Origin of the sequence: Microbacterium sp. LMC-P-041 (genome assembly GCF_030209555.1) — a bacterium.
GTDB lineage: Bacteria > Actinomycetota > Actinomycetes > Actinomycetales > Microbacteriaceae > Microbacterium.
Genome location: NZ_JARVRV010000003.1, coordinates 38,215 through 63,818 on the forward strand (window position 1 = coordinate 38,215; position 25,604 = coordinate 63,818).

Here is a 25,604-nt window from a genome sequence, read left to right on the forward strand (position 1 = left end):
GTCAGCCCCCGACGGGACGGAGCCGCAGCTGAGCCATGCCGCCGTCGACCTCGATGAACGTGCCCGTGGTCGAGCCCGCGGCGGGGCTCACCAGGTAGGCGACCGCCGCGGCGACCTCGTCGGGTGAGACCAGGCGGCCATGCGGCTGGCGGGCCTCGAGGGCGGCGCGCTCGGCGGCCGGGTCGTCGGCCGAGTCGAGCAGCCGGCCGACCCATGGGGTGTCGGCGGTGCCGGGGTTGACGGCGTTGACGCGGATGCCCTCGCGCAGGTGATCGGCGGCCATGGCACGGGTCAGGGCCGAGACGGCGCCCTTCGACGCGCTGTAGAGCGCGCGCTGGGGAAGGCCGGTGGTCGAGGCGATGGATGCCGTGTTGCAGACCGCCGCGCTCGGCGACTCCTTGAGCCACGGCAACGCCGCCGACGTGACGCGGGCGATGCCCGTGACGTTGATCGAGAGCACACGCGCCCACTCGTCGTCGTCGTTGGCGCTGATGTCTCCCTGGGCGCCGACCCCGGCGTTGTTCACGACGATGTCGATGCGCCCGAACCTCTCGGCGACGGCGGCCACGGCGGCATCCACCGATGCACGGTCCGACACGTCGGCCGTGAAAGCGGCGAAGGCGGCATCCGCTCCTGAGGTGTCGCGGTCGAGCACGGCGATCTGCGCGCCGTCGGCGTGCAGGCGGGCGGCGATGGCCGCTCCGATCCCGGATGCTCCGCCGGTCACGATCGCGACGAGTCCGTCGAGTGCGCTGCTCACTTCTGTGCCTCCCATGCCACGAACTCCTGGCGCTGATGCCCGAGTCCTTCGATCTCGATGTCGACCACGTCGCCCGCCGTCAGATAGGGGAACTTGCCCCCGAAGGCCACGCCCTGGGGAGTGCCCGTGAGGATCAGGTCGCCCGGCTCGAGCGTGACGTACTGCGACAGGTGGTGCACGATCACGCGCACGTCGAAGATCATGTCGTCGGTGTTCGAATCCTGACGCGCTTCGCCGTTCACCCAGCTGCGCAGCCGCAGGTCGTCGACGTCGACCTCGTCGGGTGTCACCAGCCAGGGGCCGGTCGGGTTGAAACCGGGGGCGATCTTGCCCTTCGACCACTGCCCGCCCGAGACCTCCATCTGGAAAGCGCGCTCCGAGACGTCGTTCGCCACCACGTAGCCGGCGATGTGGGCGTCGGCGTCGTCGGGCGAATCGAGGTAGGCGGCGCGGGCGCCGATCACGATGCCGAGCTCGACCTCCCAGTCGGTCTTCTCGCTGCCGCGGGGGATCGTGACCGCATCGTTCGGGCCGACCACCGTGTTCGGCGTCTTCAGGAACATGATCGGGACGGTCGGCGGCTCGGAGCCGGACTCGCGGGCGTGCGCCGCGTAGTTCTGGCCGATGCAGATGACGGCGCTCGGGCGCGCGATCGGCGCGCCGATGCGCATCGCCGCGGCATCCCCGAGAACCGGCAGTTCGTCGGCGGCGCGGGCCGCGGCGACGCGAGTCCGGAAATCACCGGCGAGGAAAACACCGTTCACATCGGATGTCACAGAGCGCAGATCGAGGTAGCGGTCGCCTTCGACGAGGACGGGGATCTCGGCGCCGGGGGTGCCTAGCCGTGCGAACTTCATGTCTCTCCTGCTCAGTGAGGTGTCCGTGGGTGACGAGGCGCGTCAGTGCGGCCCGTCTCGTTGACAGTATAGACATCCGATGTTTACACTCCAAGAGATCTGCACGGATATCCGTCCCGTGCACGAGAGGAACCCGTGAGCCGCATCGTCGCCCTCGACACGACCGACATCCGCTTCCCGACATCGCTGAGTCTGGACGGATCGGATGCCATGAATCCCGACCCCGACTACTCGGCGGCATACGTGATCGTGCGCACGGATGCCGAGGACGGCATCGACGGCCACGCGTTCGTCTTCACGATCGGGCGCGGCAACGATGTGCAGGTCGCCGCGATCGACGCGCTCGCCGGGCACCTCGTCGGTCGCGAGATCGAGCCGCTGCTCGACGACATGGGCACGACGTTCCGCGACATCATCGGCGACTCGCAGCTGCGCTGGCTCGGCCCCGAGAAGGGCGTCATGCACATGGCCATCGGCGCGGTCATCAACGCGCTGTGGGACATCAAGGCCAAGCGGGCCGGGCTGCCGCTGTGGCAGCTGCTCGCGCGGATGACGCCCGAGGAGCTCGTGGGCCTCGTCGACTTCCGCTACCTCACAAATGCGCTGACGCCCGAGGACGCCCTCGAGATCCTGCGCGCCGCCGAACCGGGACGCCTCGAGCGCGAACGAGAACTGCTCGCCACCGGATACCCCGGCTACACGACCAGCCCCGGATGGCTCGGATACTCCGACGAGAAGCTCGAGCGGCTCGCCCGCGAGGCGATGGCCGACGGCTTCACCCAGATCAAGCTCAAGGTCGGCGCCGACCTCGACGACGACATCCGCCGTTTCCGCAAGGCCCGCGAGGTGTGCGGACCGGACTTCCCCATCGCGATCGACGCCAACCAGCGGTGGGAGGTGTCGGAGGCGATCGAATGGATAGGCGCGCTCGCCGAGTTCCACCCCGCCTGGATCGAAGAGCCCACGAGCCCCGACGACGTGCTCGGTCACGCCGAGATCGCCAGGGGGGTGGCACCCATCCGCGTCGCCACCGGCGAGCACGCGCAGAACCGCGTCATCTTCAAGCAGCTGCTGCAGGCCGAGGCGATCTCGGTCATGCAGATCGACGCCGTGCGCGTCGCGGGCGTCAACGAGAACATCGCCAACCTGCTGCTGGCCGCGAAGTTCGGTGTGCCGGTCTGCCCGCATGCCGGCGGCGTCGGGCTGTGCGAGGCCGTGCAGCACCTCTCGATGTTCGACTTCGTCGCCGTCACCGGCACCCGCGAAGGACGGATGATCGAATTCGTCGACCACCTGCACGAGCACTTCGTGATCCCCACCGACATCCAGGGCGGGTCGTACATGGCGCCCACGGCGCCCGGATCCGGCATGGAGATGAAGGCCGAGAGCATCGCCGCGTACACGTGGACGGGGCAGCATGTCGGAGTCTGATGCTCTGGCGGTTCCGCCCCTCGGATACGGGGCCGCGAATGTCGGCAACCTCTTCCGCGCGCTGAGCGATGACGAGGCGTGGGCGGTGCTCGATGCGGCGTGGGACAGCGGCATCCGCTACTTCGACACCGCTCCGCATTACGGGCTCGGGCTCTCGGAGCGTCGTCTCGGGGCGTTCCTGCAGACCAAACCGCGCGACGAGTACGTGCTGTCGACCAAGGTCGGGCGCCTGCTGCGACCGAACCCCGACCACGACGGCGGCCTCGACACCGCGAACGACTTCCATGTTCCCGACGATCTGCAGCGCGTGTGGGACTTCTCGGCTGAGGGGATACGCACCAGTCTCGATGAGTCCCGCGAACGTCTCGGGATCGAGCGCATCGACCTGCTCTACCTGCACGACCCCGAGCGGCATGACCTGGATCTCGCGCTCGCCGAGGCGCTGCCGGCGCTCGAGCAGCTGCGTCGCGACGGCGAGGTGACTGCCGTCGGCATCGGCTCGATGGTGTCGGATGCGCTCGCCGCCTCCGTGCGGTCGGCCGACCTCGACCTGGTCATGGTCGCGGGCAGATACACGCTGCTCGAACAGCCGGCGGCGGCCGAGGTGCTGCCGGCGTGCCGAGAGACCGGGACAGGGATCGTCGCGGCATCCGTCTTCAACTCCGGGCTGCTGGCATCGAACGAACCTCGCCGCGACGGGCGATACGAGTACGGGCAGCTTCCCGACGAGCTGTGGGAACGGCTGCTGCGCATCGCACGGGTGTGCGCCGAGCACGACGTGCCGCTGCCCGCCGCCGCGATCCAGTTCCCGCTGCAGTCAGACGTGGTGCGCTCGGTGGTGGTCGGAGGAAGCCGGCCAGGGCAGCTGACGCAGAATGCCGAGTATGCGGCGCTCGAGATTCCTGGCGCGCTGTGGAATGAACTCGCTGCAGAGGGGCTGATCCCAGGCTGAGCCGTACGTCGCGCGTTCACAATTCAGCATAGGTCTGCGCTGGTGGGCGGTCTGGGGCTTCGGTGGCGGCATCAGTGCGGGTTCGTGCTGAATTGTGAACCGAGCCTGCGCCATAACTCCGCGACGGCGGAGACGAGGCTCAGCGGCCGACGGTCGACTCGCGCACCACGAGCTCGGCGGCGAACGGCGTCGGCGCGGGGAGGTCGGCCGTGGGGTCTGTGAGCTGACGGATGAGTGCCGCGCCCGCCGCCCGGCCGATCTCGTACCCGGGCTGCCGCACGCTCGTCAGCGGCACGACACTCTGGTGGGCCTGCGCGACGTCGTCGAAGCCGACCAGCGCGATCTCCTCGGGTACGCGGATGCCCCGGCGCAGCAGCTGGGTGAGCACGCCGATCGCCACCATGTCGTTGGCGGCGAAGATCGCGTCGGGGCGTTCGGTGGCAGGCATCTCGGCGATCCGCGCGCCGACGTCGAGGCCGTCCTCGGTCGTCAGGTGCGGCACGTCGATCACATCGGCCGTCGCCCCGGCCGCGGTGACGGCATCGCGCAGCCCGAGCAGTCGGTCGTTCGACTGGCTGACGCTCGGCGCGCCCAGGAAGAGGATGCGGCGGCGGCCGAGCGACAGCAGGTGCTCGCCCGCCAGCCGTCCACCGCCGCGGTCGTCGAACAGCACCGAACCGACGGTCGGCGAATCGGGGATGGGGCCGACGACGACCGAGCGGATGCCGCGGTCGGCGAGCTGTTCGAGCCGGGGCACCACGTCTTCGAGCGGGTAGATGACGATGCCCTGCACCCGGTGCGCCTCGAACATGTCGATGTTGCCGCGTTCGGTGTCGGCGTCGCGGTTGCTGTTGCTGAAGAACAGCGACCAGCCGCCCTCGCGGGCCACGTCTTCGACCCCGCGCGAGAGCTCGTGGAAGTACGGCAGCCAGGCGTCGAGAAGAATCAGCGCCAGCGCCTTGCTGGAGCCGGCTCGCAGTTGACGGGCGGATTCGTTGGGCACGTAGCCGAGCTGGGCGATCGCCTCCCTCACCTTCGCCGCGCTCGATTCGCCGAGCACATGCGGGTGGTTGAGGTAGTTCGAGACGGTCGAGGAGGACACCCCGGCGAGAGCGGCGACGTCTTTGACGCTGGCGGGCATGGAGCTCCTGTCGACTGCGCGTCGACGCAGGACGGTCGGCGGCGAGTCCAGAGTAGCTCAGCGATTGCAACGTGCCAAGAAAGTTCTTGACACCGCATCCCCGACCCGCGTACGGTGACTTGAACGCAGAGTTGCAACGTGCCAATCCTGCCGAGGCGAAGGTGCCGCACACCCGTCTCCGAGAGGTCTCATGAACATCGGATGCCACGGGCTCGTCTGGACCGGACACTTCGATGCCGACGGCATCCGTCTCTCCGTCGAGAAGACGAAGGCGGCCGGATTCGACCTGATCGAGTTCCCGCTGATGGACCCGTTCTCGTTCGACGTCACCGCGGCGAAGGACGCGCTCGAAGAGCACGATCTCGCCGTCAGCGCCTCGCTCGGACTCTCGGGAGCGACCGACGTGACGAGCTCCGACCCGGCTGTCGTGGCCGCGGGAGAGGCGCTGCTGCTCAGGGCGGTCGACGTGCTCGCCGACCTCGGCGGCCAGCACTTCTGCGGCGTGATCTACAGTGCGATGCAGAAGTACATGGACCCGGTGACGGCCGAGGGGCTGGAGAGCAGTCGGCAAACGATCGCCCGCGTCGCCGACCATGCCGCAGAGCGCGGCATCTCGGTCTCGCTCGAGGTCGTGAACCGCTACGAGACGAACGTGCTGAACACCGCACGGCAGGCGCTCGCCTACCTCGCCGAGGTCGATCGGCCGAACCTCGGCATCCACCTCGACACGTACCACATGAACATCGAGGAGTCGGATATGTTCGCGCCGGTCCTCGACGCGGCTCCGGCCCTGCGCTACGTGCACATCGGGGAGAGCCACCGCGGCTATCTCGGCACCGGCACCGTCGACTTCGACAACTTCTTCAAGGCGCTGGGCCGCATCGGCTATGACGGTCCGATCGTGTTCGAGTCGTTCTCGTCAGCCGTCGTCGCCCCCGATCTCAGCCGCATGCTCGGCATCTGGCGCAACCTGTGGACCGACAACGTCGAGCTCGGAGCGCACGCCAACGCCTACATCCGCGACAAGCTCGTCGCGGTCGACTCGATCCGGCTGCACTGAGCCGGGCCGTCGCCTCGATCCGCCGACCTGTTGCCAACTTGTTATTACAGGTCTTCCCATCCGAAGAAGTCTTAGTTACATTTAGATACAACTTGCGCAGGGTGGGGCGTAAGACGCAGAATTGATCCGATGTTTCCGGACCCGACCGGAATATCGCATCACGACCTTCAAGGAAGCAGGTGAGCACATGAGTGACCCCATTCTCAGAGTCGACGGGATCAGCAAGGGATTCCCCGGTGTGCAGGCTCTCAAGGATGTGCACCTCGAGGTGCGAGCCGGCGAGGTGCTGGTGCTCGTGGGCGAGAACGGCGCCGGCAAGTCGACCCTGATGAAGATCCTCTCGGGGATCTACACCAAGGACGAGGGCACCATCACGTTCGAGGGCCAGGAGGTCGAACTCACCAGCCCGCTGCAGGCGCAGCAGCTCGGCATCACGATCATCCACCAGGAACTCAACCTGATGCCCGATCTCACCGTGGCGCAGAACATCTTCGTGGGTCGCGAGCCCACCACCGGCCCCTTCCTGTCGGAGCGCAAGCTCAACGCGCAGACGGCCGAACTGCTGCAGCGCCTCGGCATCAGGGTCAACCCGCGACAGCTCGTCGGCGAGCTGACCGTGGCCGAGCAGCAGATGGTCGAGATCGCCAAGGCGCTCTCGTTCAACGCCAAGGTGCTCATCATGGACGAGCCCACCTCGGCGCTCACCGACTCCGAGACCGAGACCCTGTTCCTGCTGATCGAGCAGCTGCGCGCCTCGGGGACCGGCATCGTCTACATCTCGCACCGCATGGACGAGCTGCGGCGTCTCGCCGACCGGGTCACGGTGCTCCGTGACGGCACATACATCGGATCACTGGAGAAGTCAGAGGTCAGCGTCCCGAAGATCATCGAGATGATGGTCGGCCGCGTGATCGACGAGGGAACCCGTCCGCAGGCCCGCGATCACATCAACGACCCGATCGTGCTCGACGTGCAGGGACTCTCGACCAAGAACCTCCTCAAGGACGTCTCGTTCCAGCTGCACAAGGGCGAGATCCTGGGCTTCGCCGGGCTCATGGGCGCCGGGCGCACCGAGACCGCGCGGGCCATCATCGGTGCCGACCACCGCGACGGCGGCACGATCGCGATCGGCGGCGACCCGGTGCGAATCGGACAGCCGGCGGATGCGGTCAAGCACGGCCTCGGCTACCTCTCGGAGGACCGCAAGCTGCTGGGCCTGATGCTCGAGCAGGACGTGACCTTCAACACCGTGCTCGCCTCGCTCGGGTCGTACGCCAACGGCATCGGCTGGATGGGCGACGCGAAGGCGAAGAACCGCACCAAGGAGTACGTGCAGCAGCTGCGGGTCAAGACGCCCTCGGTGAACCAGGTCGTGAAGCTGCTCTCGGGAGGGAACCAGCAGAAGGTCGTCATCGCCCGGTGGCTGATGCGCGACTGCGACATCCTCATCTTCGACGAGCCGACCCGAGGGATCGACGTCGGCGCGAAGGAGGAGATCTACCGCCTCATGCAGCAGCTCGCTGACCAGGGCAAATCCATCATCGTCATCTCATCGGAGCTCCCCGAGATCCTCCGCGTCGCGAACCGCATCGCGGTCTTCGCGAACGGTCGGATCACCGGGACGCTCCGCAACGAGGAAGCCAGCCAGGAGAAGATCATGCAACTCGCAGCCCACGGGGAGGAAGACTGATGAGCACCCCACAGCAGTCCGGATCGTCGACGACGACGATCATCCAGACGGCGGTCGATGAGAACACCGACAAGCGCGACTTCGGCGGGTTCCTCCGTCGCCAGCTGCAGCAGTCGCTCGCCTTCGGCACGCTGATCGTCCTGGTGATCTTCTTCTCGATCGCCAGCCCGAACTTCTTCACCTTCAGCAACATCGCCACGGTGCTGCTGTCGACGGCGGTCATCGGCATCCTCGCCCTCGGCACGACCTTCGTCATCATCACCGGCGGCATCGATCTCTCGATCGGCACCGGTATGGCGCTGTGCGCCGTGATGACGGGTGTCTTCGTCACCAACATGGGACTCCCCGTCTGGGTCGGCGTGATCGGCGGTGTGCTCACGGGTGTCCTCATGGGACTCGTGAACGGCATCAACATCACGTTCCTCCGGCTGCCGCCCTTCATCGCGACCCTCGCGATGATGATGATCGCCGGCGGACTCGCCCTCGTCATCTCGAACGTCTCGCCGATCTACTTCTCGACCTCGGCCCCCGACTTCAAGAAGATCGCGCTCGGCGTGATCATCCCCGGCATCCCGAACGCCGTGCTGATCACCGCCGTGGCCGCGATCATCGCGTGGCTCGTGCTGTCGAAGACGCTCCTCGGCCGCTACACCTTCGCGATCGGCTCGAACGAGGAGGCCACCCGGCTGTCGGGTGTGAACACCCGCCGCTGGACGATCCTCATCTACATGTTCGCGGGCGCCTTCACCGGCATCGCGGGCATCGTGATCGCGGCCCGTCTCGACTCGGCGCAGCCGCAGATCGGCACCGGCTACGAGCTGCAGGCGATCGCCGCCGTCATCATCGGCGGAACGTCGCTGCTCGGCGGACGAGGCTCGATCCTCGGCACCGTGATCGGTGCGCTCATCATGAGCGTGCTCGTCAACGGCCTGCGCATCATGTCGATCCAGTCGGAGTGGCAGAACATCGTCGTCGGCATCGTCGTGCTGCTGGCCGTCTTCCTCGACTCGCTGCGCAACCGCCAGCGCACCTGACCCACAGATCTACACCCCCCACCACCACACAGAGAACAATGGAGTTTCCATGAAATTCGGCAAGAAGACCGCATTCGCGGCACTCGTGGCCGCATCCGCCCTCGTCTTCGCGGGTTGCGCAGGCGGCGGTGACGTCATCGAAGAAGGCAGCGGCGACGGAGGCAGCGGCGACGGCGAGATGTACATCGCGCTCGTCTCGAAGGGCTTCCAGCACCAGTTCTGGCAGGCCGTCAAGACCGGTGCTCAGGAGAAGGCGGACGAGCTCGGCGTGAAGATCACGTTCGAGGGCCCGGCTGCCGAGACCGAGATCGCCCAGCAGCTCGAGATGCTCACCACCGCGATCGACAAGAACCCGGATGCCATCGCCTACGCCGCCCTCGACCCCGAGGCGTGCGTCGCCCCGCTCGAGCAGGCGAAGGCCAAGGACATCCCCGTCGTGTACTTCGACGCTCCGTGCGACGGCGACGTCGGACTCAGCCTGTCGGCGACCGACAGCAAGGTCGCCGGTGCGCTCGCCGCAGAGCACATGGCCGAGCTGATCGGCGGCGAGGGCGAAGTCGCCATCGTCGGCCACTCGAACATCAACTCGACCGGTGTCGAGCGTCGTGACGGATTCGTCGAGAAGATCGAGGCGGACTTCCCCGACATCAAGATCGTCGACATCCAGTACGGTGACGGCGACCACCTGAAGTCGGCTGACATCGCGAAGACGCTGATCGCCGCTCACCCCGATCTCAAGGGCATCTACGGCACCAACGAGGGCTCGGCCATCGGCGTCGTGAACGCCGTGAACGAGCTCGGCCTCGAGAAGGGCAAGATCACGATCGTCGGCTTCGACTCGGGAGCTGCCCAGATCAACGCGATCAAGGACGGAACGATGGCCGGCGCCATCACGCAGGACCCGATCGGCATCGGCGCGCAGGTCGTCCAGGCGGCGTACGACGCGGCCAACGGCGAGGACGTCGAGGAGTTCTACGACACGGGTTCGTACTGGTACGACAGCACGAACCTCGAGGACGAGGACATCGCAGCGGTCCTCTACGAGTGACCCGCTGAGAAAGAAGCCCCTCACCTTCGGGTGGGGGGCTTCTTGCGTGCCGGGGGTGCGGGGGGCGCGTGGCAGGGGGCGTCAGATACGTCGGAGGAAGGTCAGCACGGATGCCGGCTCGACGATCAGCTGCTGCAGCGCCTCATTGAACGGGACGCCGGCCGGGGCCGAGATGTGCGCCTGGAAGGCCGCCTCGTCGCGGTAGACCTCGTAGACGAAGAAGCGGTCGGGGTCGTCGACGAGCCGCGTCGCATCGAACACGACGTTGCCCTCTTCGGCGCGCACCACCGCGGCGAAGTCGCGAAGCAGCGCCGCGACCTCGTCGCCCTTGTCGGGGCGTGCGGTGAACACGGCATGCAGGATGGTCGGCTCGGTCATGCGGACTCCTCGGGTGTGGGCTGGCGGGGTGGGACGGTGCGGTCAGGCGGCGGTGTGGTCAGGCTGACAGGGTCAGGTAGACAGGGTGAGCAGGCGCGCGGGGTTGGCGACCAGCATCCGCTCGACCACGTCGTCGCCCACCGCGGAGCGCAGCCGCGGCAGGTAGCGCTCGCCGAGATAGGCGAGACCCGGCATGCCGCCGTACGCGAGGTAGCGGGTGCGGCGGGCGACATCGCCGCCGAGAAGGATGCGGTCTCCGCATCCGAGGGCGATGGCCTTCTCGGTCAGGGCGAGCAGCTCGGCATCCGACCTCGTACGCGGACGCGCGAAGCCGTCGTACCCGAGGTAGGCGCCGCGCTCGGCGAGCGACGCGTGCAGCCCGGCATCCGGATCGCGGTCGGCATGCGCGAGCACGACGCGATCGGATGCCACGCCTTCGCCCTCGAGCAGATCGAGGACCTCGTGCGCGGCGGTGCAGAACTCCAGGTGCACCATGACCGGCGCGCCGGTCGCTCGGTGCGCCGCTGCGACCGCGAGCAGGGTCGTGTGCTCGAAGGCGGTGATGCTCCAGTAGCCGACGCCGGCTTTCAGCATCCCGGCGCGTAACGGTGATCCCTCGGGCGCAGCCGCCCGGGGCACGTCGGGGGTCTCGAACACCAGCGCATCGTCGACGAGCATCCCGCGCATCACCTCGGCGATGAACAGCTCGGCCAGGCGCTCGACATCCCACACCTGCATCGGATGGTCCTCGCCGTAGTGCGCCTCGCGGTGGCGCCCTGTCGTGGCGACGATGTGCAGTCCGGTGCCGGCGCTGATGCGTGCGACCCCCTCGGGATCGCGCCCGAGCCCGAACGGCGTCGCATCGACCATCGCCGCGAAGCCGCTGGCCCGCAGCAGGGCGGCCTCCTGGCCGGAGAGCTCCTCATCGTCGAGCTCATCGCCGACCAGCAGCGGCGAGATCTGGAACAGGTGCTCGTGATAGTCCGTCGCCCCGAGACGCGTCGGGTCGATGTCGCCGAGCACCGTCCGCACGACGGGCATCAGCGCACCGATTCGGCGGCCTGGGCGAGCCGCTCGACGATCTCGGGCGTGAGGTCGATCTCGAACACGTCGGCGACGACCTGCGACCACCCGTGGATGAAGTAGCGCCAGCCGTCGACCACGTGCAGACCGCGCGCGCCCTCCTGCGCACGCGCCTGATGCAGGAACTCGAGCGAGCCGCGGTAGTTGAACTCCCACACCCACGCGTCCTCGGGGAACGCGACGTCGTCGGGCAGCGGCGAGCCCGGGCGGTCCTTGCCGAGGCCGGTGGCGTTCACGATCAGCGAGCCCGCGGGAGCACCTGCGACGATGGCCGCGGCATCCTGCACCGTGTCGGTGCGCACGTACGTGATCAGCCCGTCGGGGGTGCCGTGCTGGCGGTGCACCTCGCGCAGGTGGTCGAGCTTGTCGTCGTCGCGAGCGGTCACGGTGATCTTCGCCGGAGCATCCGCCCTCTCCGCCAGCGCCCAGCTGAGCGCGGTGCCCGAGCCGCCGGCGCCGAGGATCACGACCTCCGCCCCGGTACGGGCGAAGTGGTCGGTCGGCAGGAAGTCCTTGAGTGCGAGATCGACGGTGAGGGGGTCTTTGGCGCGGCCGATCAGGCGGTCACCCCGCTTCGAGATGCTCGAGATCTCGGAGCACGAGACGGCGAACGGGTCGAGCTCGTCGAACAGGTCGGATGCCGCGGCGAACACGTTCATCTTGTGGGTCGTGACCAGTGCGCCCCGGTGCTGCGGGTCGTCGCGGATCTGCTCGACCATGGCGACGTACTGCTCGGGAGTCGCATCCATCGGAAGGTCGTGTCCGATGAGGTTCTCGGTGGGGAGGCCCAGCACCTCGGCCCACTTCGGGAACACCTTCATGATCGACGACGAGCCGGTGCTCACGCCGACGAAGCCCATGTAGCCGCCGGTCGTGGTCGCGGGGGTCGCGGTGTTCTCGGTGATGGTCATCGCTGGGTCCTTCAGGGTCGGGGAGAGACAGGGTGGGCGGGAGCGGTGCCCGCGAGAACGGCGAGCACGTCGTCGAGGGACATCGAGCCCATGTTGTCGACGGCCTGGGTCGTCTGCGCGCCGAGATGCGGGGTCACGGTGACACGGTCGGCGAGGTCGTCGGCGAGCAGCGGACTCGCGCTCGCCGCGGTGTCGCCGGTCAGGGTGTCGGCGGCGTATCCGCCGAGGCGTCCGTCACGCAGGGCGGCGGCGAGTGCCGCCTCGTCGACGAGATCGGGGCGGGCGGTGTTCACCAGGATCGTGCCGGGGCGGATGCCGTCGAGTCGCGCCGCATCGACGAGCGTCTGCCCGCCCGGGGCGTGCAGGGTGATGACGTCGGCGGTGCGGAACAGCTCGTCGAGGTCGACCGGTTCGGCGCCGCGCTCGGCGATCACGTCGGCCGGCAGGAACGGATCTGCCGCGAGCACGCGTGCGCCGAAACCGCTCAGACGTCGGGCGACGCCCTGGCCGATGCGGCCGAAGCCCACGATGCCGACCGTGGCGGCTCCGAGCTCGCGACCGCGCCGCACGGCCCAGTCGCCGGCCCGCACGCGGCGATCGCCGTCGGGGATGAACCGGAGCGCCGCAAGCATGAGGCCGACGGCGTGGTCGGCGACGGCATCGGCGTTCGCCCCCGGGGTGTTCGTCACCGGGATGCCGCGCCGCAGCGCCGCGTCGAGATCGACTGCCTCGGTGCCGACGCCGTAGCGGGCCACGACCCTGAGGTTCGGCGCGGCGGCCAGGTGGTCGTCGGTCACCGGACCCGTGCCCGCGATCCACCCCTCGGCGGCAGCGAGCAGGGGTGCGAGCTCGGTGAGCCCGTGGTGGGCGGGGCCCCGGACGATCTCGTGACCGGCGGCCCTGGCTCGCCCGACGAGGTCGAGGTCTCCGTCCGAGAACGACCGGCTGGTCGCGAGGATGACTCCCATCAGGCGCCTCGAGTGGCGGGGGCCTGGGCGAACCACGGCTCGAGCGCGGCGTAGGCGCCGACGAAGCGCGAGTGCCGCTGCGCGTGCACGGCGTGCCGGCCGGCATCCGGAGTGAACTCCGCCGTGACCTCGCTGAGCGCCCGCGCCGCCGAGAAGTCGGCGAGGCCGAGGCCGACGGCACCGGTGACAGCGGCGCCGAGGCTGTTGGCCTCTTCGACGATCGTGCGCCGTCGGATCGGCACACCCCAGACGTCGGCGAGGATGCCGAGCCAGGCGTCGCTCTGTGCTCCGCCGCCCACCGCGTCGATGCGGTCGATCGACGCACCGGATTCGCGGAACGCCTGGATGCAGGTGAGCAGGTTGTACGCGACACCCTCGAGCACGGCTCGGGTGAGGTGCGCGCGGGTGTGGTGACGGGCGAGGCCGACGAAGGCTCCGCGGGCGTGCGGGTCCCACAGCGGGGATCGTTCGCCGAGCAGATAGGGGAGGAAGTAGAGGTCCTCGGTGTCGAGGTCGCCCCCGGCCTCCGCGGTGAGCCGGGCGGTGTCGGGGCGCGCGGGGTCGGGGGAGAGGGCTTCGGCGATCCACTGCACCGAGGCGCCGCCGGCCTGCATGGTCGCGGTCGGCACGAAGGATCCGGGCACGACGTTGTCGAACGTCATGGTGCGCATCTGCGGGTCGTGCAGCGGTGTGAGGCTCGCGAACGAGATCCACGACGAGGTGCCCAGGCACACGTATGCGCCGTCTTCGGGCGCGACGATGCCCGAACCGACGGCGGCCAGGGGGCCGTCTCCGCCGCCCATGACGACGCGGACGGATGCCGGAAGCCCGAGGGCGGTGGCCGAATCGGCGGTGAGGGACCCGGCGATCGTCGTCGATTCGAGGATCTCGGGGAAGAGGGCGGGGTCGAGTCCCGCGGCGGCGAGCACATCGGCCGACCACTCGCCGCGCACCTGGTCGTAGGCGTTGGTGCCCGAGGCGTCGGAGCGCTCGGTGGCGAGGCGTCCGGTGAGACGGTAGACGATGTAGTCCTTCGCGACGCAGAAGTGCCGCACCCGCGCCCAGACATCCGGCTCGTTGTCGCGCACCCACATGATCTTCTCGACCGAGTAGGTGGGGTTCAGTCGATGGCCGAGCACGCGATAGGCGTCCTGTGCGCCGAGACGCTCTTCGAGCGCACGGGTCTGCGCGCCCGAGCGGGTGTCGGCCCAGATGATCGCGGGGCGCACCGGCTCGCCGTGTGCGTCGAGCAGCACGGTGCCCATCATCTGGCCGCTGACGACGAGTCCGCCGACGGTCGACGGGTCGACGCCCGCACGGTCGATCAGCTGTCGGGTCGCCGAGACGACGGCATCCCACCAGTCCGACGGATCCTGCTCCGCGATGCCGCCCGCGGCGAAGTGCGCGGGGTACGGCACCGTGACCGAGGTGACGAGGCGTCCGTCGTCATGGTGCAGGGAGGCCTTGTCGCCGGTGGTCCCCAGATCGTGCGCGATCAGCATGGCCGGAGCCTATTCCGTGGAGGGGGACGCGGAGTAGGGGCGCAGGTCCACGCCCTCGATGGCGCGATAGGCCCGAGAGCCCATCCCGTGCTCGAGGACCCAGCCGTAGTCGTGGCCGGCGCCGCCCGGGTACACCGCGAGGAACGAGTAGGGCTCGTCGCCCGTGTTGACCGAGCGGTGCGCCCAGCCCGGCGGGATGTAGCCGATCGTGCCGGGCAGCATGTCGAGCCATTCGGTGCGCTCGCCGTCGAACATGAGCAGCCCGCCGCGGCCCTTCAGCGCGAGGTAGATCTCGCCCTGGTGGTTCGGATGCTGGTGGCCCTTGGTCATCCAGAGCTCTCCCGAGGTGTCGCCGGGCATGATCGTGGTGATCGACTGCGGCAGCTCGCGGTCGACCTCGGGCACGGGAGAGCTGACCACGGTGTAGACGACGGGGTTGTCGCCGCCGGCCGCGGCAGCCCAGGCGTCGGCGTCGAGGAAGAGTCCCTCGAGGTCGGACATGCGCCGCGTCAGAGTGGGTCCCTCCGGGGAGAGCGTGAGCTTCTCGGCGTCGAAGGCGATCGCCATCGGCGAGATCGGGGGAGTGTGGAACTGGGGCATCGGTGCTCCTCGTGCGGATGCTGCGGCGCTGCGCAACCTGTAATGACAAGTTGAGTGTACCTGTGATGACAAGTGGCGTCCAGTGCTCGGATGCGCAGGCCGGGGAGCGCGGGTGTGCGCTGCTCCTGGCTCGCCCGGACCCGTCGGGCTCGCCATGCGAGTTTCTCCGGAGTCATGGAGCGGAGGCGGCGCGCAGTGCGCGCGCGAGGTGGGCGCGGCCGCCTCTGACGGACTCGGCTGTCACCTCGTCGGCCCCTGGATAGTCGGCATGGCCGGCGGGGAGGACGGCGAGTTCGAGCATCCGCGCCGCGTTCGCGACGCCGAACTGTCCGGGCGGCGGCACGTACGGGTCCCACAGTGCCGCCTCCACGCGCACCGGAACGCGGGCGAAGCCGAGGGCTGACGAGGCGTCGAACCAGCGCAGCGCCTCGCGCGCGTCGGGATGCGCGGCGACGTGATCGCGCACGGTCTCCCCGCTGCCGAGGCAGTGAACGGCGAGGCGCTCGTCGTACTGCCCGAAGCTCGGGACGATGAGGGTCGCCCCGATATACCGGTCGTCCCACGGCAGGGCGAGCGCTCCGATGCCGCCGCCGAAGCTCTCGCCGACGTAGTAGAGCGGCACGCGTCCGACGAGCGCGGTCAGGGCATCCGCCGCGAGCCAGAGGTCGCGGGCGCAGAGTCCCAGCACGTAGTCGTCGGGGTTCTCGATCCCGGCCAGCACATGCTCGGCCTGGATCTCGGGGGCGCCGATGCCCGTGTTCAGCGTGGGCAGCCCGCGGGCTACGGGGAAGATCGCCGCCGCATCCTCGGGAATACGAGCGAGGTCGATCGCATCCCGCCCGCCGTATCCGTGGCTGTGCACGACGCCCACCTGCGCGGGCGGCGAGACGGGCTCGACGAGCCAGGCACGCAGTCGGATGCCGTCGACTCCGGCGTGCTCGATGATCGACACCCGCCGGCCGTGGATGCTCTCGGTGGACAGCACGGCGGGTGCGGCATCCACCGTCTTCGCCTGTGCGCGCCACGCCTGCCATCGCACGGCGAAGCCGTCCGACGGCGGAACCGGTGCGATCTCGCGGAGCGTGGCGAGCGTGTGTCCGTAGGCGGCGTCGAACTCGGCGTCGGGGAACCAGGTGTCGTAGGGAGGGGGGAAGGTCATGACGAGACGACGCTACCGAACGTCCTCCGGATGCCGCGGCTCAGGCGCTCGCGCGCCGCGCACGATACGCCGCCACCGCGTTGCGATTCGTGCAGGTCGTCGAGCAGTAGCGCTTCGACCGGTTGCGGGACAGGTCGAGAGCGAGCGCCTCGCACGTGTCGTCGGCGCAGATCGAGATGCGGGATCCCTCGTCGGTGCGGATGACGTCGATCAGCGCCATCGCGGTCTCGATCAGCACGCGCTCGGCGAGGGGGCGCTCGTCGGCGACGGCGTGCAGGTGCCAGTCCACGCCGTCATGGCGCACGAGTCGCGGCGCGAGAGACGCTTCGGCCAGCGCGGCGTTGACGTGCTCGGCCATCTCGTCTCGTGGGGCGATGAGCATGGAGCGCAGGCGCGGGCGGATCGCACGCAGCGAGGAGAGCTCGGCGTCGTCGCGGTCGAGGCGGCCGGAGTAGGGGAAGTCCGCGAGAAAGGCGTCGTAGTCGGCGAGCGTCTCGAGGGTCTCGGGCTCTTCCGCCGAGTTCACGAGCCGGACGGCTGCGCGGAGCGCCTCTTCCGTGTCATCGGTGAAGTTCATGTTGACACCTTACAACGTGCACGAGTAGCGTCACCTGTCATGAGCAAAGTTGCGAATGACATCTCGATGCGCGGCGTGCGTCTCGGTCTGCCTCTGGCGATCGGCGCGGCCTTCGCGTTCGGGATGTCCGGCGCCTGGGCTCGCGGGCTCATCGATGCGGGGTGGGCGCCCGGTGCTGCCGTGACCGCGCGTGTCTGGGTCGCCGCACTCGTGCTGCTCGTGCCGACGGTCCTGTCGCTGCGCGGGCGGTGGGCAGTGCTCCGCAAGAACGCCGGGATGGTCGCCGCCTACGGACTGCTCGCCGTCACCGCCACGCAGCTCTGCTACTTCCAGGCCGTCGCCGTGATGGACGTCGGTCTCGCACTGCTCATCGAATACACCGCGCCGATCGCCGTCATCCTCTGGCTGTGGCTCCGCCGGGGCGAGCGGCCGAGTCGGCGCAGCGTGATCGGCGCGGCCATCGCCTTCGTCGGACTCGTGCTGATGCTCGACATCATCACCGGCGCCGAGGTCGATGTCGCCGGCATCCTCTGGGCACTCGCCGCGATGGTGGGTGCGGCGACGTACTTCCTGCTCTCGGCCAAGGCCGACACCGGACTGCCTCCGATCGCGCTCGCCGGGGGTGGGCTGCTGCTCGGCGCGATCGCGCTGACGGTCGCCGGACTCGCCGGCATCCTGCCCATCGCCTGGACGACCGACGACATCACCTATCGCTTCGGCACCGTGCCGTGGTTCGTGCCGGTGCTCGCGATCGGCCTGGTCGCGACGGCACTCGCCTATGTGCTCGGCATCGCGTCGACGCGGATGCTCGGCTCCCGCCTCGCATCCTTCGTCGCGCTCTCCGAGGTGGTCGCCGCGCTGCTCTTCGGCTGGCTGCTGCTCGGACAGCTGCCCGATCTGCTGCAGGCCCTCGGCGGGGCGCTGGTGCTGGTCGGCGTCGTCGTGGTGAAGCTCGGCGAGCCGCGTCCCGCCGAGTTCGTCGAGCCGGTGCCGGATGCCGTGGAGCGGCCGCAGCGGTAGCGCAATGTATACGCGAAGCACCCGCTGACCGCGCCCCTGATCATACGAAACGTATTTGTGTATACACTGAGGGCATGAGCTCTGTCGCCGATCGCATCACCGCCGGCGATCGAGCCCACGCCGCGCTGCTCGAGGAGATCCAGTCCGGCGCCCTCCCCGCGGGGTTCGTGCTCGGCGAGGTCGAGCAGGCCGCCCGCCTCGGCATCAGCCGCACCCCGATGCGCGAAGCGCTGCGCCGCCTCGCCGCCGACGGCCTCGTCGTGCAGCAGTCGCCGCGAGTGACGGTGGTCGCCGACCTGGATGCCGACGACATCCGCGCGCTGTTCGAGATCCGCCGCGCGCTCGAAGAGACCTCCGCCCGACTCGCGGCCCAGCGGGGTGACGCCGCCCTCTTCGCCGCCCTCGCCGACGAGTTCGCGCACGTCGACCTCACCGCCGTCGAGGGCCGCGACGCGTACTACGCCCTGATCGCCCGCTTCGATGCCGCTCTCGACGGTGCGGTCGACAACGACTACATCGCCTCGGCCCTGCGCACCGTGCGCACCCACCTCGTGCGAGTCCGCCGCATGGCCCGCGACAAGCCGGTCCGCCTCTCAGCCTCAGCCGCCGAGCACCGAACGATCGCGCAGGCCCTCGCCGCCCGAGACGGTGACCTCGCCGCCCACGCCACGCACGTGCATCTGCACAATGCGCTGACCGGCATCCTCGACTCCCTGACCGCCAACCCAGAAGGTGTGAAATGACCGTCACCCACCACGTCCGCGTCCACCGCAGCGATGAGAACCTCGCCCGCGAAGACCAGCTCGCCTGGAAGATCGCCGAGGTCGCCGCCGACCCGGTCGAGGTCGAGCAGGACGTCACCGACATGATCATCAACCGCATCATCGACAACGCGTCGGTGGCCGCGGCATCCCTCACCCGCGGGCCCATCAACGCGGCTCGCACCCAGGCGTTCAGCCACCCCGTCTCGACCGGCGGCATCGGCGCCACGGTCTTCGGCGCGGCGCTCGACCACCGCACCAGCCCCGAGTGGGCGGCGTGGGCCAACGGCGTGGCCGTGCGCGAGCTCGACTATCACGACACGTTCCTCGCGGCCGAGTACTCGCACCCGGGCGACAACATCCCGCCGATCCTCGCCGTCGCCCAGCACGTGCAGGCCGACGGCCGCGCGCTGCTGCGCGGCATCGCCACCGGCTACGAGATCCAGATGGACCTCGTGCGCGCGATCTGCCTGCACAAGCACAAGATCGACCACGTCGCGCACCTCGGCCCGTCGGCCGCCGCCGGCATCGGCACTCTGCTCGGGCTCGACGTCGAGACGATCTACCAGGCCGTCGGTCAGGGCCTGCACACCACCACCGCCACGCGTCAGAGCCGCAAGGGCGAGATCTCGACCTGGAAGGCGCACGCCCCGGCCTTCGCCGGCAAGCTCGCCGTCGAGGCGGTCGACCGGGCGATGCGCGGTCAGACGAGTCCCGCGCCGATCTACGAGGGCGAAGACGGCGTGATCGCCTGGATGCTCGACGGCAAGGACGCCGCTTACGAGGTGCCGCTTCCTGCCGCGGGCGAGGCGAAGCGCGCGATCCTCGACTCGTACACCAAGGAGCACTCGGCCGAGTACCAGGCGCAGGCGTGGATCGACCTCGCCCGCAAGCTCGGCACCGAGAACCCGGCGCTGCGCGACCCCGCCAACATCGAGGCCGTCGTGCTGCACACCAGCCACCACACGCACTACGTGATCGGCTCGGGTGCGAACGACCCCCAGAAGTACGACCCCACTGCATCCCGCGAGACGCTCGACCACTCGATCCCGTACATCTTCGCGGTCGCGCTGCAGGACGGCGGCTGGCACCACGTCGATTCGTACACCCCCGAGCGGGCCGGTCGCGCAGACACGGTCGCCCTGTGGCACAAGATCACCACGGCCGAGGATGCCGAGTGGACCCGCCGCTACCACTCCGAAGACCCCGACGTGAAGGCGTTCGGCGGGCGCGTCGAGTTCCGCCTCACCGACGGCACGACCGTGGTCGATGAGATCGCCGTCGCGGACGCGCACCCGCTGGGTGCTCGTCCGTTCGCCCGTGAGAACTACATCGCGAAGTTCCGCCTGCTGGCCGAGCCCGTGCTCGAGCCCGCGGAGATCGAGCGGTTCCTCGAGCTCGTGCAGCGTCTGCCCGAGCTCACGGCCGCGGAGGTCGGCGAGCTGTCGATCATCGCGAAGCCCGGCCTGCTCGAGGGCGCCGATGCCCCGAAGGGCCTGTTCTGATGCTGTATTCGCACGTCACCCCGGCCGAGAAGCGCCGTCTGTTCCGCGAACGGCTCGCGAGTGGCGAGCTGCTGCGCTTCCCCGGCGCGTTCAATCCGCTGAGCGCCCGACTGATCGAGCAGAAGGGCTTCGACGGGGTCTACATCTCGGGTGCGGTGCTCTCTGCCGACCTCGGGGTGCCCGACATCGGCCTCACCACGCTGACCGAGGTCGCCGGTCGGGCCAAGCAGATCGCGCGGATGACCGACATCCCCGCGATCGTCGACGCCGACACCGGTTTCGGCGAGCCGATGAACGTCGCCCGCACGATCCAGGAGCTCGAGGATGCCGGCCTCGCCGGCACGCACATCGAAGACCAGATCAACCCGAAGCGTTGCGGCCACCTCGACGGCAAGAGCGTCGTCGACGAGAGCACGGCGATCCGTCGCATCCGCGCCGCCGCCGACGCTCGACGCGACCCGAACTTCCTCATCATGGCGCGCACCGACATCCGCGCGGTCGAGGGACTCGAGTCCGCGATCGATCGTGCGAAGGCGCTGGTGGATGCCGGGGCGGATGCCGTCTTCCCCGAGGCGATGCGCACCCTCGGCGAGTTCGAGGCGATGGCGAATGCGCTCGACGTGCCGATCCTCGCCAACATGACCGAATTCGGCAAGAGCGATCTGTTCTCGGTCGACCAGTTGCGGGATGCCGGTGTGAACATGGTCATCTGGCCGGTGTCGCTGCTGCGCATCGCGATGGGCGCGGCGGGCGGTGCGCTCGATACGCTGAACGAGGAGGGGCACCTCACCTCGAAGCTCGGTGAGATGCAGCACCGTGCCGATCTCTACGACCTGATCGACTACGAGTCCTACAAGCAGTTCGACTCCGGCGTCGCAGGCTTCACCGTCACGAAGGAGTGAGCATGACCGAGCCGGACATCAAGAAGGGCCTCGCCGGGGTCGTCGTCGACACGACCGCGATCTCGAAGGTCAACCCCGAGACGAACAGCCTGCTCTACCGCGGATATCCCGTGCAGGAGCTGGCGGCGACCCAGCCTTTCGAGGCGGTGGCCTACCTGCTGTGGCACGGCGAGCTGCCGACGGCCGACGAGCTGGCCGCTTTCCGCGCGGAGGAGCGCCTCCATCGCGCTCTGACCGACAGCGTGAAGACGGCGATCGACCTGGTTCCGCTCGACGCGCATCCGATGGACGAGGTGCGCACGGCGGTCAGCCTGATCGGTGCCTCCGACACGAACGCGGGCGGATCGGTGCTCGATGCCGGCGGCAGCCCGGAGGAGAACCTCGAGCGCAGCATCCGTCTGTTCGCCGCTCTCCCCGCGATCGTCGCGTACGGTCAGCGCCGCCGCCGGGGGCAGGAGACGATCGCACCGCGCGACGACCTCGACTACTCGGCGAACTTCCTCTGGATGACGTTCGGCGAGGAGCCCGATCCGGTGGTCGTCGACGCGTTCAACCGCTCGATGATCCTGTATGCCGAGCACTCGTTCAACGCCTCGACGTTCACGGCCCGCGTGATCACCTCCACCCTCAGCGACCTCTACTCGGCGGTGGTCGGGGCGATCGGCGCGCTCAAGGGGCCGCTGCACGGCGGCGCCAATGAGGCTGTGCTGCACATCTTCGACGAGATCGGCGAGGCCTCGAACGTCGTGCCGTGGCTTGACAAGGCGCTGGCCGAGAAGCGCAAGATCATGGGCTTCGGGCACCGCGTCTACAAGAGCGGCGACTCGCGGGTGCCGACGATGAAGGCGGCGCTCGACACCCTGGTCGAGCACTACGACAAGGCCGAGGTGGCAGAGCTGTACGACGCTCTCGAGTCGGAGTTCGTGGCGCGCAAGGGCATCTACCCGAACCTCGACTACCCGTCGGGTCCTGCCTACAACCTCATCGGCTTCGACACCCTCACCTTCACGCCGCTGTTCGTCGCGGCGCGGGTCACAGGGTGGACGGCGCACATCATCGAACAGGCCGGTGCGAACGCTCTGATCCGCCCGCTGTCGTTCTACGACGGCGTCGACGAACGCCACATCGAGAACTGATCGGCGCACCGGCCCGGGTCGACGAACCCGGGTCGGTCGCCGGATCGGATGCCGCACTCCGCGGCGCGACGTCAGCTCGCGCGCGGGAGGGTGCCCAGCTCCGTGCCGGACGCGTCCTTGATCACGAGGACGTCGCCGTCGATCTCGACCGCACGCACGCCCCGCATCCAGCCGTCCACTCCGGGGCACGCCTTCAGCGTCGAGGCGAATCGGGCGAGATCGACACGGTCGCCGTTCACCGAGTAGGTCGTCGTGATGCCGTTGCAGCCGTCACTGCCGTGCACCTCGCCGTCGGCGGTGAACTCGAGGTGCGGCTGACCGGAGGCATCCTCTCCCCACAGTCCGACGAGCTTCTCGACGACGGCGCTGTCTTCGCCGTTCGGGTCGGCGCTCGACGTCGGCGCACTGCTGGGGCTGCCGGTCGCGCAGGCTGCGCCCATCACGGCGAAGGCTCCCAGGATCGCGAGGCCGACGAGGGTGCGTGCTCTGCGGTGGGTGCTCATGGTGGCCATGGTAACCGTGTCGTCTGCGAACGCAATCCGTTGTGCGGCGGGCGGTCGTCCTGCCGTATCGCAAACGAGAGCGCCAGGTCAAGAGGCGAAATTCTGGTAAACAATTTCCCCATTCTGTGGATTTACTGGGTACGCTTCTGGAGATCCCTGCTCGTCTCGACGAACAGGATCCTGCTTGTCGGGGGGCCAGCGTCGCAGTTCACGCCTCCACCGGGAGGCGAACGGTTCTGTGTGCACAGCACACTGCCGACTATGAAACTGACTGACGATCCGTGACCAGCAAGGACATACATCACATGAAGCACAGAGTGACAGGCCGCCGCCCACTGGCGCTGACGGCCGCCACCACGCTCGCCCTCTCGGGGCTCTTCCTCGGAGCGCCTGTGGCGTTCGCGGACGACTCCGCAGAAGCACCCGGACAGGACGCTCCTGCCCAGGTGCTGAACACGAAGGCGGACCTGGCCGAGGCCGACACCGACATGGTCGCGCTCGGTCAGACCGCAGGCGGCGAGAACGTCGTCGTCGTCACCGCCGACACCGGCAAGAGCGACGCCGAGATCACGCAGATCGCGAGCGACAACGGCGTCACCGACGCATCCGTCGTCAAGGTCGACACCGCACTCTCGTCCTTCGCCGAGGGCGACATCGTCGGCGGTCAGGGCTACCTCTCGGTGAGCCCCGATCTCGAGAGCTTCGTCGCCGGCGAGCCCGGGAGCAACGCCTGGTCGTGCTCCATCGGCTTCGCGGCCTTCACGCCCACCGGCGACCCGGCGCTCCTGAGTGCCGGACACTGCGCGTTCGATGAAGACGGCGAGCCGCTCCGCGACACCACCCTGACCGTTCCCAGCAGCGAAGACGCAGCCGGTGGCACCCGGACCGCGCTGCCGGCCACGATCGACCTGCTCGGTACGTTCGGCTTCGCTCAGTTCGGCGGCGGCGACGGCGGCCTCGGTTCGAACGGCGACACCACCGCGACGGACATCTCGACCATCGACATCAACGAGGCCGCAGGCTGGAACCCGGTACCGGCGGTCACCGACTGGACCACCGCCGGCGACTCGCTGAGCTCGCTCGCAGACAGCGTCATCGAGATCAAGTCCGTCGCGGCACCGACGCTCGGCGAGGTCTCGAAGAGCGGTCGCACGACCGGCTTCACCACCGGCGTCGTCGCCAGCGACGACATCCTCGACGGATGGGCCAACATCGACGGTCACTGGGTGCAGGGCTTCTCGAGCAACACGCTCGCAGGCCCCGGAGACTCCGGTGGATCGGTCATCCAGGGCAACGCGGCCGTCGGCCTCATCAGTGGTGGCACGGAAGCGACCGAGACCCAGGAGCAGTTCACCTGGGCGGCATCGCTCGTGACCGCCCTGCCGAAGACGGGTGGCTACCAGGTCGCTCTCGACCTCGACGCACCGGTCGTCACCAGCCCGACCGATGGCGCCGAGGTGCAGCCCGGAACGGCCATCACCGGAACCGCTCCCGGCGCGGAGAAGGTCACGGTCAGCGGCTTCGGCGCAGACCAGACCGTCCGCGTCGTCGACGGCGCGTTCTCGGTGGTCGGCCCGGTCGAGCTCGGCGAGCAGACCATCTCGGTCCGTGCCCGCACCGGCTTCAGCTCCTCCGAGACCGTCACGCTCGACGTGAAGGTCGTGCCGGCCCCGCTGGTCGCGCCGGTCATCACCTCGCCCGCCGACGGATCGACCGTCAACGAGACGGTCACCGCGATCAGCGGCACCGGCCTGCCGACCACCGCCATCACGGTGACCGACGCCCAGACCGATGACGTGCTCGGCACGACCGAGGTCGCCGCAGACGGTTCCTGGACCGTCGACGGACTCACCCTCGAGTACGGCTCGCACAGCGTCGTCGTGACGCAGACCCGCACGATCGACGGCGAAGACGAGGTCTCGCCTGAGGCCACCTCGTCGTTCTCGGTCATCCCCGTCTCGCCGGCCGTGACCTCGGTCGCGAACGGCGCGGAGTTCGCCCACAACGACGGTCCTTCCGGGCTCGCCGGCTCGGGCATCGACGGAGCGACCGTGACGGTGAAGCTCACCGGCGCCGAGCCGACCACGGCGAACACGGCGGCCCTCGCGGGCGCCTTCGCCGCGGCGAGCGGCACGTTCACGGCCACTGTCGAGGACGGCGCCTGGAGCGTCGACTTCGGTGCGGCTCTCGAGTCGGGCACCTACACGGTCTCGGCCACGCAGGCCATCGACGGCGTCTCGTCGGCTCCGACCGACCTGGCGTTCGCTGTTCTCGCCGCACCGGTCGCCGGCGGTGGCGGAGCCGCTCCCGCTCCCGGTGAGGGTGGCGCAGCCGCCCCGGGTGACGGCGGTCTCGCCGCGACCGGTTCCGACATGCTCGTCCCGCTGACGGCCGGAGCCATCGCGCTCGCCCTGCTCTCGGGCGGACTGCTGCTGGTCGTGCGTCGTCGCCAGCAGATCCAGAGCTGATCGCCTGATCACGATCTGACGGAGTGACCGGCCTCGGCCGTGAACCCCATCGCTGAGAAGCCCGGTATCGATCGATACCGGGCTTCTTCGCGTCTCCGGGGTGCTTCGTGGTGCAGGCGCGCGGGATGCCGGACACGCAGAAGGCCCGACATCGGAAT

Annotated in this window: 24 protein-coding genes; 12 read left to right on the forward strand and 12 right to left on the reverse strand. The window is 69.0% G+C overall.

Annotated features, from left to right (window positions below; genetic code table 11):
- Position 1: 1 nt before the first annotated feature.
- Positions 2 to 775: an SDR family NAD(P)-dependent oxidoreductase gene (locus QRN21_RS05975; RefSeq protein ID WP_285363404.1), complete on the reverse strand. Its 774-nt coding sequence runs from the start codon at positions 773 to 775 to the stop codon at positions 2 to 4.
- Positions 757 to 1,617 carry a fumarylacetoacetate hydrolase family protein gene (locus QRN21_RS05980; RefSeq protein WP_285363405.1) on the reverse strand — a complete coding sequence of 287 codons (861 nt, stop codon included), beginning with the start codon at positions 1,615 to 1,617 and terminating at the stop codon, positions 757 to 759. The genes QRN21_RS05975 and QRN21_RS05980 overlap by 19 nt, the downstream gene beginning before the upstream one ends.
- A 135-nt stretch (positions 1,618 to 1,752) precedes the next feature.
- On the opposite strand from QRN21_RS05980, the gene QRN21_RS05985 reads away from it, so the two are divergent.
- Positions 1,753 to 3,048 carry an L-fuconate dehydratase gene (locus QRN21_RS05985; RefSeq protein ID WP_230101064.1) on the forward strand — a complete coding sequence of 432 codons (1,296 nt, stop codon included), beginning with the start codon at positions 1,753 to 1,755 and terminating at the stop codon, positions 3,046 to 3,048.
- Positions 3,035 to 4,000, forward strand: a complete 966-nt coding sequence (locus tag QRN21_RS05990; protein WP_056280528.1) for an aldo/keto reductase — start codon at positions 3,035 to 3,037, stop codon at positions 3,998 to 4,000. Before QRN21_RS05985 ends, QRN21_RS05990 begins: the two co-directional genes overlap by 14 nt.
- Before the next feature lie 139 nt (positions 4,001 to 4,139).
- On the opposite strand, the gene QRN21_RS05995 is transcribed toward QRN21_RS05990, so the two are convergent.
- Positions 4,140 to 5,141 carry a LacI family DNA-binding transcriptional regulator gene (locus QRN21_RS05995; protein ID WP_285363406.1) on the reverse strand — a complete coding sequence of 334 codons (1,002 nt, stop codon included), beginning with the start codon at positions 5,139 to 5,141 and terminating at the stop codon, positions 4,140 to 4,142.
- A gap of 190 nt (positions 5,142 to 5,331) precedes the next feature.
- Between QRN21_RS05995 and QRN21_RS06000 the strand changes: the two genes are divergently transcribed.
- The 4 genes from QRN21_RS06000 (at position 5,332) to QRN21_RS06015 (ending at position 9,973) form a co-directional block, all read left to right on the forward strand.
- The gene (locus QRN21_RS06000; protein WP_285363407.1) at positions 5,332 to 6,201 is read left to right on the forward strand and encodes a sugar phosphate isomerase/epimerase family protein; all 870 of its coding nucleotides are present in this window, start codon (positions 5,332 to 5,334) and stop codon (positions 6,199 to 6,201) included.
- 187 nt (positions 6,202 to 6,388) lie between these two features.
- On the forward strand, positions 6,389 to 7,891 hold the full coding sequence (locus QRN21_RS06005; RefSeq protein ID WP_056280538.1) for a sugar ABC transporter ATP-binding protein: 1,503 nt from the start codon (positions 6,389 to 6,391) through the stop codon (positions 7,889 to 7,891).
- Entirely contained in the window at positions 7,891 to 8,925 is a 1,035-nt protein-coding gene (locus tag QRN21_RS06010; protein ID WP_171821947.1) for an ABC transporter permease, read from the forward strand. The genes QRN21_RS06005 and QRN21_RS06010 overlap by 1 nt, the downstream gene beginning before the upstream one ends.
- A 49-nt stretch (positions 8,926 to 8,974) precedes the next feature.
- Entirely contained in the window at positions 8,975 to 9,973 is a 999-nt protein-coding gene (locus tag QRN21_RS06015; RefSeq protein ID WP_056280540.1) for an ABC transporter substrate-binding protein, read from the forward strand.
- An 81-nt stretch (positions 9,974 to 10,054) separates the two neighbouring features.
- On the opposite strand, the gene QRN21_RS06020 is transcribed toward QRN21_RS06015, so the two are convergent.
- The 8 genes from QRN21_RS06020 to QRN21_RS06055 form a co-directional block, all read right to left on the reverse strand.
- On the reverse strand, positions 10,055 to 10,351 hold the full coding sequence (locus QRN21_RS06020; protein WP_056280542.1) for a putative quinol monooxygenase: 297 nt from the start codon (positions 10,349 to 10,351) through the stop codon (positions 10,055 to 10,057).
- 72 nt (positions 10,352 to 10,423) lie between these two features.
- Entirely contained in the window at positions 10,424 to 11,392 is a 969-nt protein-coding gene (locus QRN21_RS06025; RefSeq protein ID WP_285363408.1) for a phosphotriesterase family protein, read from the reverse strand.
- Positions 11,392 to 12,345 carry a shikimate dehydrogenase family protein gene (locus tag QRN21_RS06030; RefSeq protein WP_072591981.1) on the reverse strand — a complete coding sequence of 318 codons (954 nt, stop codon included), beginning with the start codon at positions 12,343 to 12,345 and terminating at the stop codon, positions 11,392 to 11,394. The genes QRN21_RS06025 and QRN21_RS06030 overlap by 1 nt, the downstream gene beginning before the upstream one ends.
- Before the next feature lie 11 nt (positions 12,346 to 12,356).
- Complete coding sequence (locus QRN21_RS06035; protein ID WP_285363409.1) at positions 12,357 to 13,313, reverse strand: phosphoglycerate dehydrogenase; 957 nt, start codon at positions 13,311 to 13,313, stop codon at positions 12,357 to 12,359.
- Positions 13,313 to 14,815, reverse strand: coding sequence for a xylulokinase (gene xylB / locus QRN21_RS06040; protein WP_285363410.1), 1,503 nt, complete (start codon positions 14,813 to 14,815; stop codon positions 13,313 to 13,315). The genes QRN21_RS06035 and xylB overlap by 1 nt, the downstream gene beginning before the upstream one ends.
- Positions 14,816 to 14,824: 9 nt before the next feature.
- Entirely contained in the window at positions 14,825 to 15,415 is a 591-nt protein-coding gene (locus QRN21_RS06045) for a glucose-6-phosphate isomerase family protein (RefSeq protein WP_285363411.1), read from the reverse strand.
- A 172-nt stretch (positions 15,416 to 15,587) separates the two neighbouring features.
- Positions 15,588 to 16,574 carry an acetylxylan esterase gene (locus tag QRN21_RS06050; protein ID WP_285363412.1) on the reverse strand — a complete coding sequence of 329 codons (987 nt, stop codon included), beginning with the start codon at positions 16,572 to 16,574 and terminating at the stop codon, positions 15,588 to 15,590.
- 40 nt (positions 16,575 to 16,614) lie between these two features.
- Positions 16,615 to 17,151 carry a CGNR zinc finger domain-containing protein gene (locus QRN21_RS06055; RefSeq protein WP_285363413.1) on the reverse strand — a complete coding sequence of 179 codons (537 nt, stop codon included), beginning with the start codon at positions 17,149 to 17,151 and terminating at the stop codon, positions 16,615 to 16,617.
- Between the two features lie 39 nt (positions 17,152 to 17,190).
- Here QRN21_RS06055 and QRN21_RS06060 point away from each other — a divergent pair, with 39 nt between their 5' ends.
- The 5 genes from QRN21_RS06060 to QRN21_RS06080 all read left to right on the forward strand — a co-directional run bounded on the left by QRN21_RS06060 (position 17,191) and on the right by QRN21_RS06080 (position 22,475).
- Positions 17,191 to 18,171 (forward strand): EamA family transporter, encoded by a 981-nt coding sequence (locus QRN21_RS06060; RefSeq protein ID WP_285363414.1) that lies wholly within the window; start codon positions 17,191 to 17,193, stop codon positions 18,169 to 18,171.
- A gap of 74 nt (positions 18,172 to 18,245) precedes the next feature.
- Complete coding sequence (locus QRN21_RS06065) at positions 18,246 to 18,914, forward strand: GntR family transcriptional regulator (protein ID WP_285363415.1); 669 nt, start codon at positions 18,246 to 18,248, stop codon at positions 18,912 to 18,914.
- On the forward strand, positions 18,911 to 20,437 hold the full coding sequence (locus tag QRN21_RS06070) for an MmgE/PrpD family protein (protein ID WP_056280561.1): 1,527 nt from the start codon (positions 18,911 to 18,913) through the stop codon (positions 20,435 to 20,437). The genes QRN21_RS06065 and QRN21_RS06070 overlap by 4 nt, the downstream gene beginning before the upstream one ends.
- Positions 20,437 to 21,339: a methylisocitrate lyase gene (gene prpB, locus QRN21_RS06075; RefSeq protein ID WP_053097922.1), complete on the forward strand. Its 903-nt coding sequence runs from the start codon at positions 20,437 to 20,439 to the stop codon at positions 21,337 to 21,339. Before QRN21_RS06070 ends, prpB begins: the two co-directional genes overlap by 1 nt.
- A gap of 2 nt (positions 21,340 to 21,341) precedes the next feature.
- Entirely contained in the window at positions 21,342 to 22,475 is a 1,134-nt protein-coding gene (locus QRN21_RS06080) for a bifunctional 2-methylcitrate synthase/citrate synthase (RefSeq protein ID WP_053097920.1), read from the forward strand.
- Positions 22,476 to 22,546: 71 nt separating this feature from the next.
- Here the strand turns inward: QRN21_RS06080 and QRN21_RS06085 are convergent, their stop codons facing one another.
- Positions 22,547 to 22,978, reverse strand: a complete 432-nt coding sequence (locus QRN21_RS06085; protein ID WP_285363416.1) for an META domain-containing protein — start codon at positions 22,976 to 22,978, stop codon at positions 22,547 to 22,549.
- A gap of 305 nt (positions 22,979 to 23,283) precedes the next feature.
- On the opposite strand from QRN21_RS06085, the gene QRN21_RS06090 reads away from it, so the two are divergent.
- A complete protein-coding gene (locus tag QRN21_RS06090) occupies positions 23,284 to 25,446 on the forward strand; it encodes an LPXTG cell wall anchor domain-containing protein (RefSeq protein ID WP_285363417.1) in 2,163 nt (720 codons plus the stop codon).
- The last annotated feature ends 158 nt before the right edge of the window (positions 25,447 to 25,604 follow it).

Excerpts from the sequence above, each read along its gene's own strand:
- QRN21_RS05975 (WP_285363404.1), bottom strand. The coding sequence starts at position 775 with ATGGGAGGCACAGAAGTGAGCAGCGCACTCGACGGACTCGTCGCGATC.
- QRN21_RS05980 (WP_285363405.1), bottom strand. The coding sequence starts at position 1,617 with ATGAAGTTCGCACGGCTAGGCACCCCCGGCGCCGAGATCCCCGTCCTC.
- QRN21_RS05990 (WP_056280528.1), top strand. The coding sequence starts at position 3,035 with ATGTCGGAGTCTGATGCTCTGGCGGTTCCGCCCCTCGGATACGGGGCC.
- QRN21_RS05995 (WP_285363406.1), bottom strand. The coding sequence starts at position 5,141 with ATGCCCGCCAGCGTCAAAGACGTCGCCGCTCTCGCCGGGGTGTCCTCC.
- QRN21_RS06000 (WP_285363407.1), top strand. The coding sequence starts at position 5,332 with ATGAACATCGGATGCCACGGGCTCGTCTGGACCGGACACTTCGATGCC.
- QRN21_RS06005 (WP_056280538.1), top strand. The coding sequence starts at position 6,389 with ATGAGTGACCCCATTCTCAGAGTCGACGGGATCAGCAAGGGATTCCCC.
- QRN21_RS06010 (WP_171821947.1), top strand. The coding sequence starts at position 7,891 with ATGAGCACCCCACAGCAGTCCGGATCGTCGACGACGACGATCATCCAG.
- QRN21_RS06015 (WP_056280540.1), top strand. The coding sequence starts at position 8,975 with ATGAAATTCGGCAAGAAGACCGCATTCGCGGCACTCGTGGCCGCATCC.
- QRN21_RS06020 (WP_056280542.1), bottom strand. The coding sequence starts at position 10,351 with ATGACCGAGCCGACCATCCTGCATGCCGTGTTCACCGCACGCCCCGAC.
- QRN21_RS06025 (WP_285363408.1), bottom strand. The coding sequence starts at position 11,392 with ATGCCCGTCGTGCGGACGGTGCTCGGCGACATCGACCCGACGCGTCTC.
- QRN21_RS06030 (WP_072591981.1), bottom strand. The coding sequence starts at position 12,345 with ATGACCATCACCGAGAACACCGCGACCCCCGCGACCACGACCGGCGGC.
- QRN21_RS06035 (WP_285363409.1), bottom strand. The coding sequence starts at position 13,313 with ATGGGAGTCATCCTCGCGACCAGCCGGTCGTTCTCGGACGGAGACCTC.
- xylB (WP_285363410.1), bottom strand. The coding sequence starts at position 14,815 with ATGCTGATCGCGCACGATCTGGGGACCACCGGCGACAAGGCCTCCCTG.
- QRN21_RS06045 (WP_285363411.1), bottom strand. The coding sequence starts at position 15,415 with ATGCCCCAGTTCCACACTCCCCCGATCTCGCCGATGGCGATCGCCTTC.
- QRN21_RS06050 (WP_285363412.1), bottom strand. The coding sequence starts at position 16,574 with ATGACCTTCCCCCCTCCCTACGACACCTGGTTCCCCGACGCCGAGTTC.
- QRN21_RS06055 (WP_285363413.1), bottom strand. The coding sequence starts at position 17,151 with ATGAACTTCACCGATGACACGGAAGAGGCGCTCCGCGCAGCCGTCCGG.
- QRN21_RS06060 (WP_285363414.1), top strand. The coding sequence starts at position 17,191 with ATGAGCAAAGTTGCGAATGACATCTCGATGCGCGGCGTGCGTCTCGGT.
- QRN21_RS06065 (WP_285363415.1), top strand. The coding sequence starts at position 18,246 with ATGAGCTCTGTCGCCGATCGCATCACCGCCGGCGATCGAGCCCACGCC.
- QRN21_RS06070 (WP_056280561.1), top strand. The coding sequence starts at position 18,911 with ATGACCGTCACCCACCACGTCCGCGTCCACCGCAGCGATGAGAACCTC.
- prpB (WP_053097922.1), top strand. The coding sequence starts at position 20,437 with ATGCTGTATTCGCACGTCACCCCGGCCGAGAAGCGCCGTCTGTTCCGC.
- QRN21_RS06080 (WP_053097920.1), top strand. The coding sequence starts at position 21,342 with ATGACCGAGCCGGACATCAAGAAGGGCCTCGCCGGGGTCGTCGTCGAC.
- QRN21_RS06085 (WP_285363416.1), bottom strand. The coding sequence starts at position 22,978 with ATGAGCACCCACCGCAGAGCACGCACCCTCGTCGGCCTCGCGATCCTG.
- QRN21_RS06090 (WP_285363417.1), top strand. The coding sequence starts at position 23,284 with ATGAAGCACAGAGTGACAGGCCGCCGCCCACTGGCGCTGACGGCCGCC.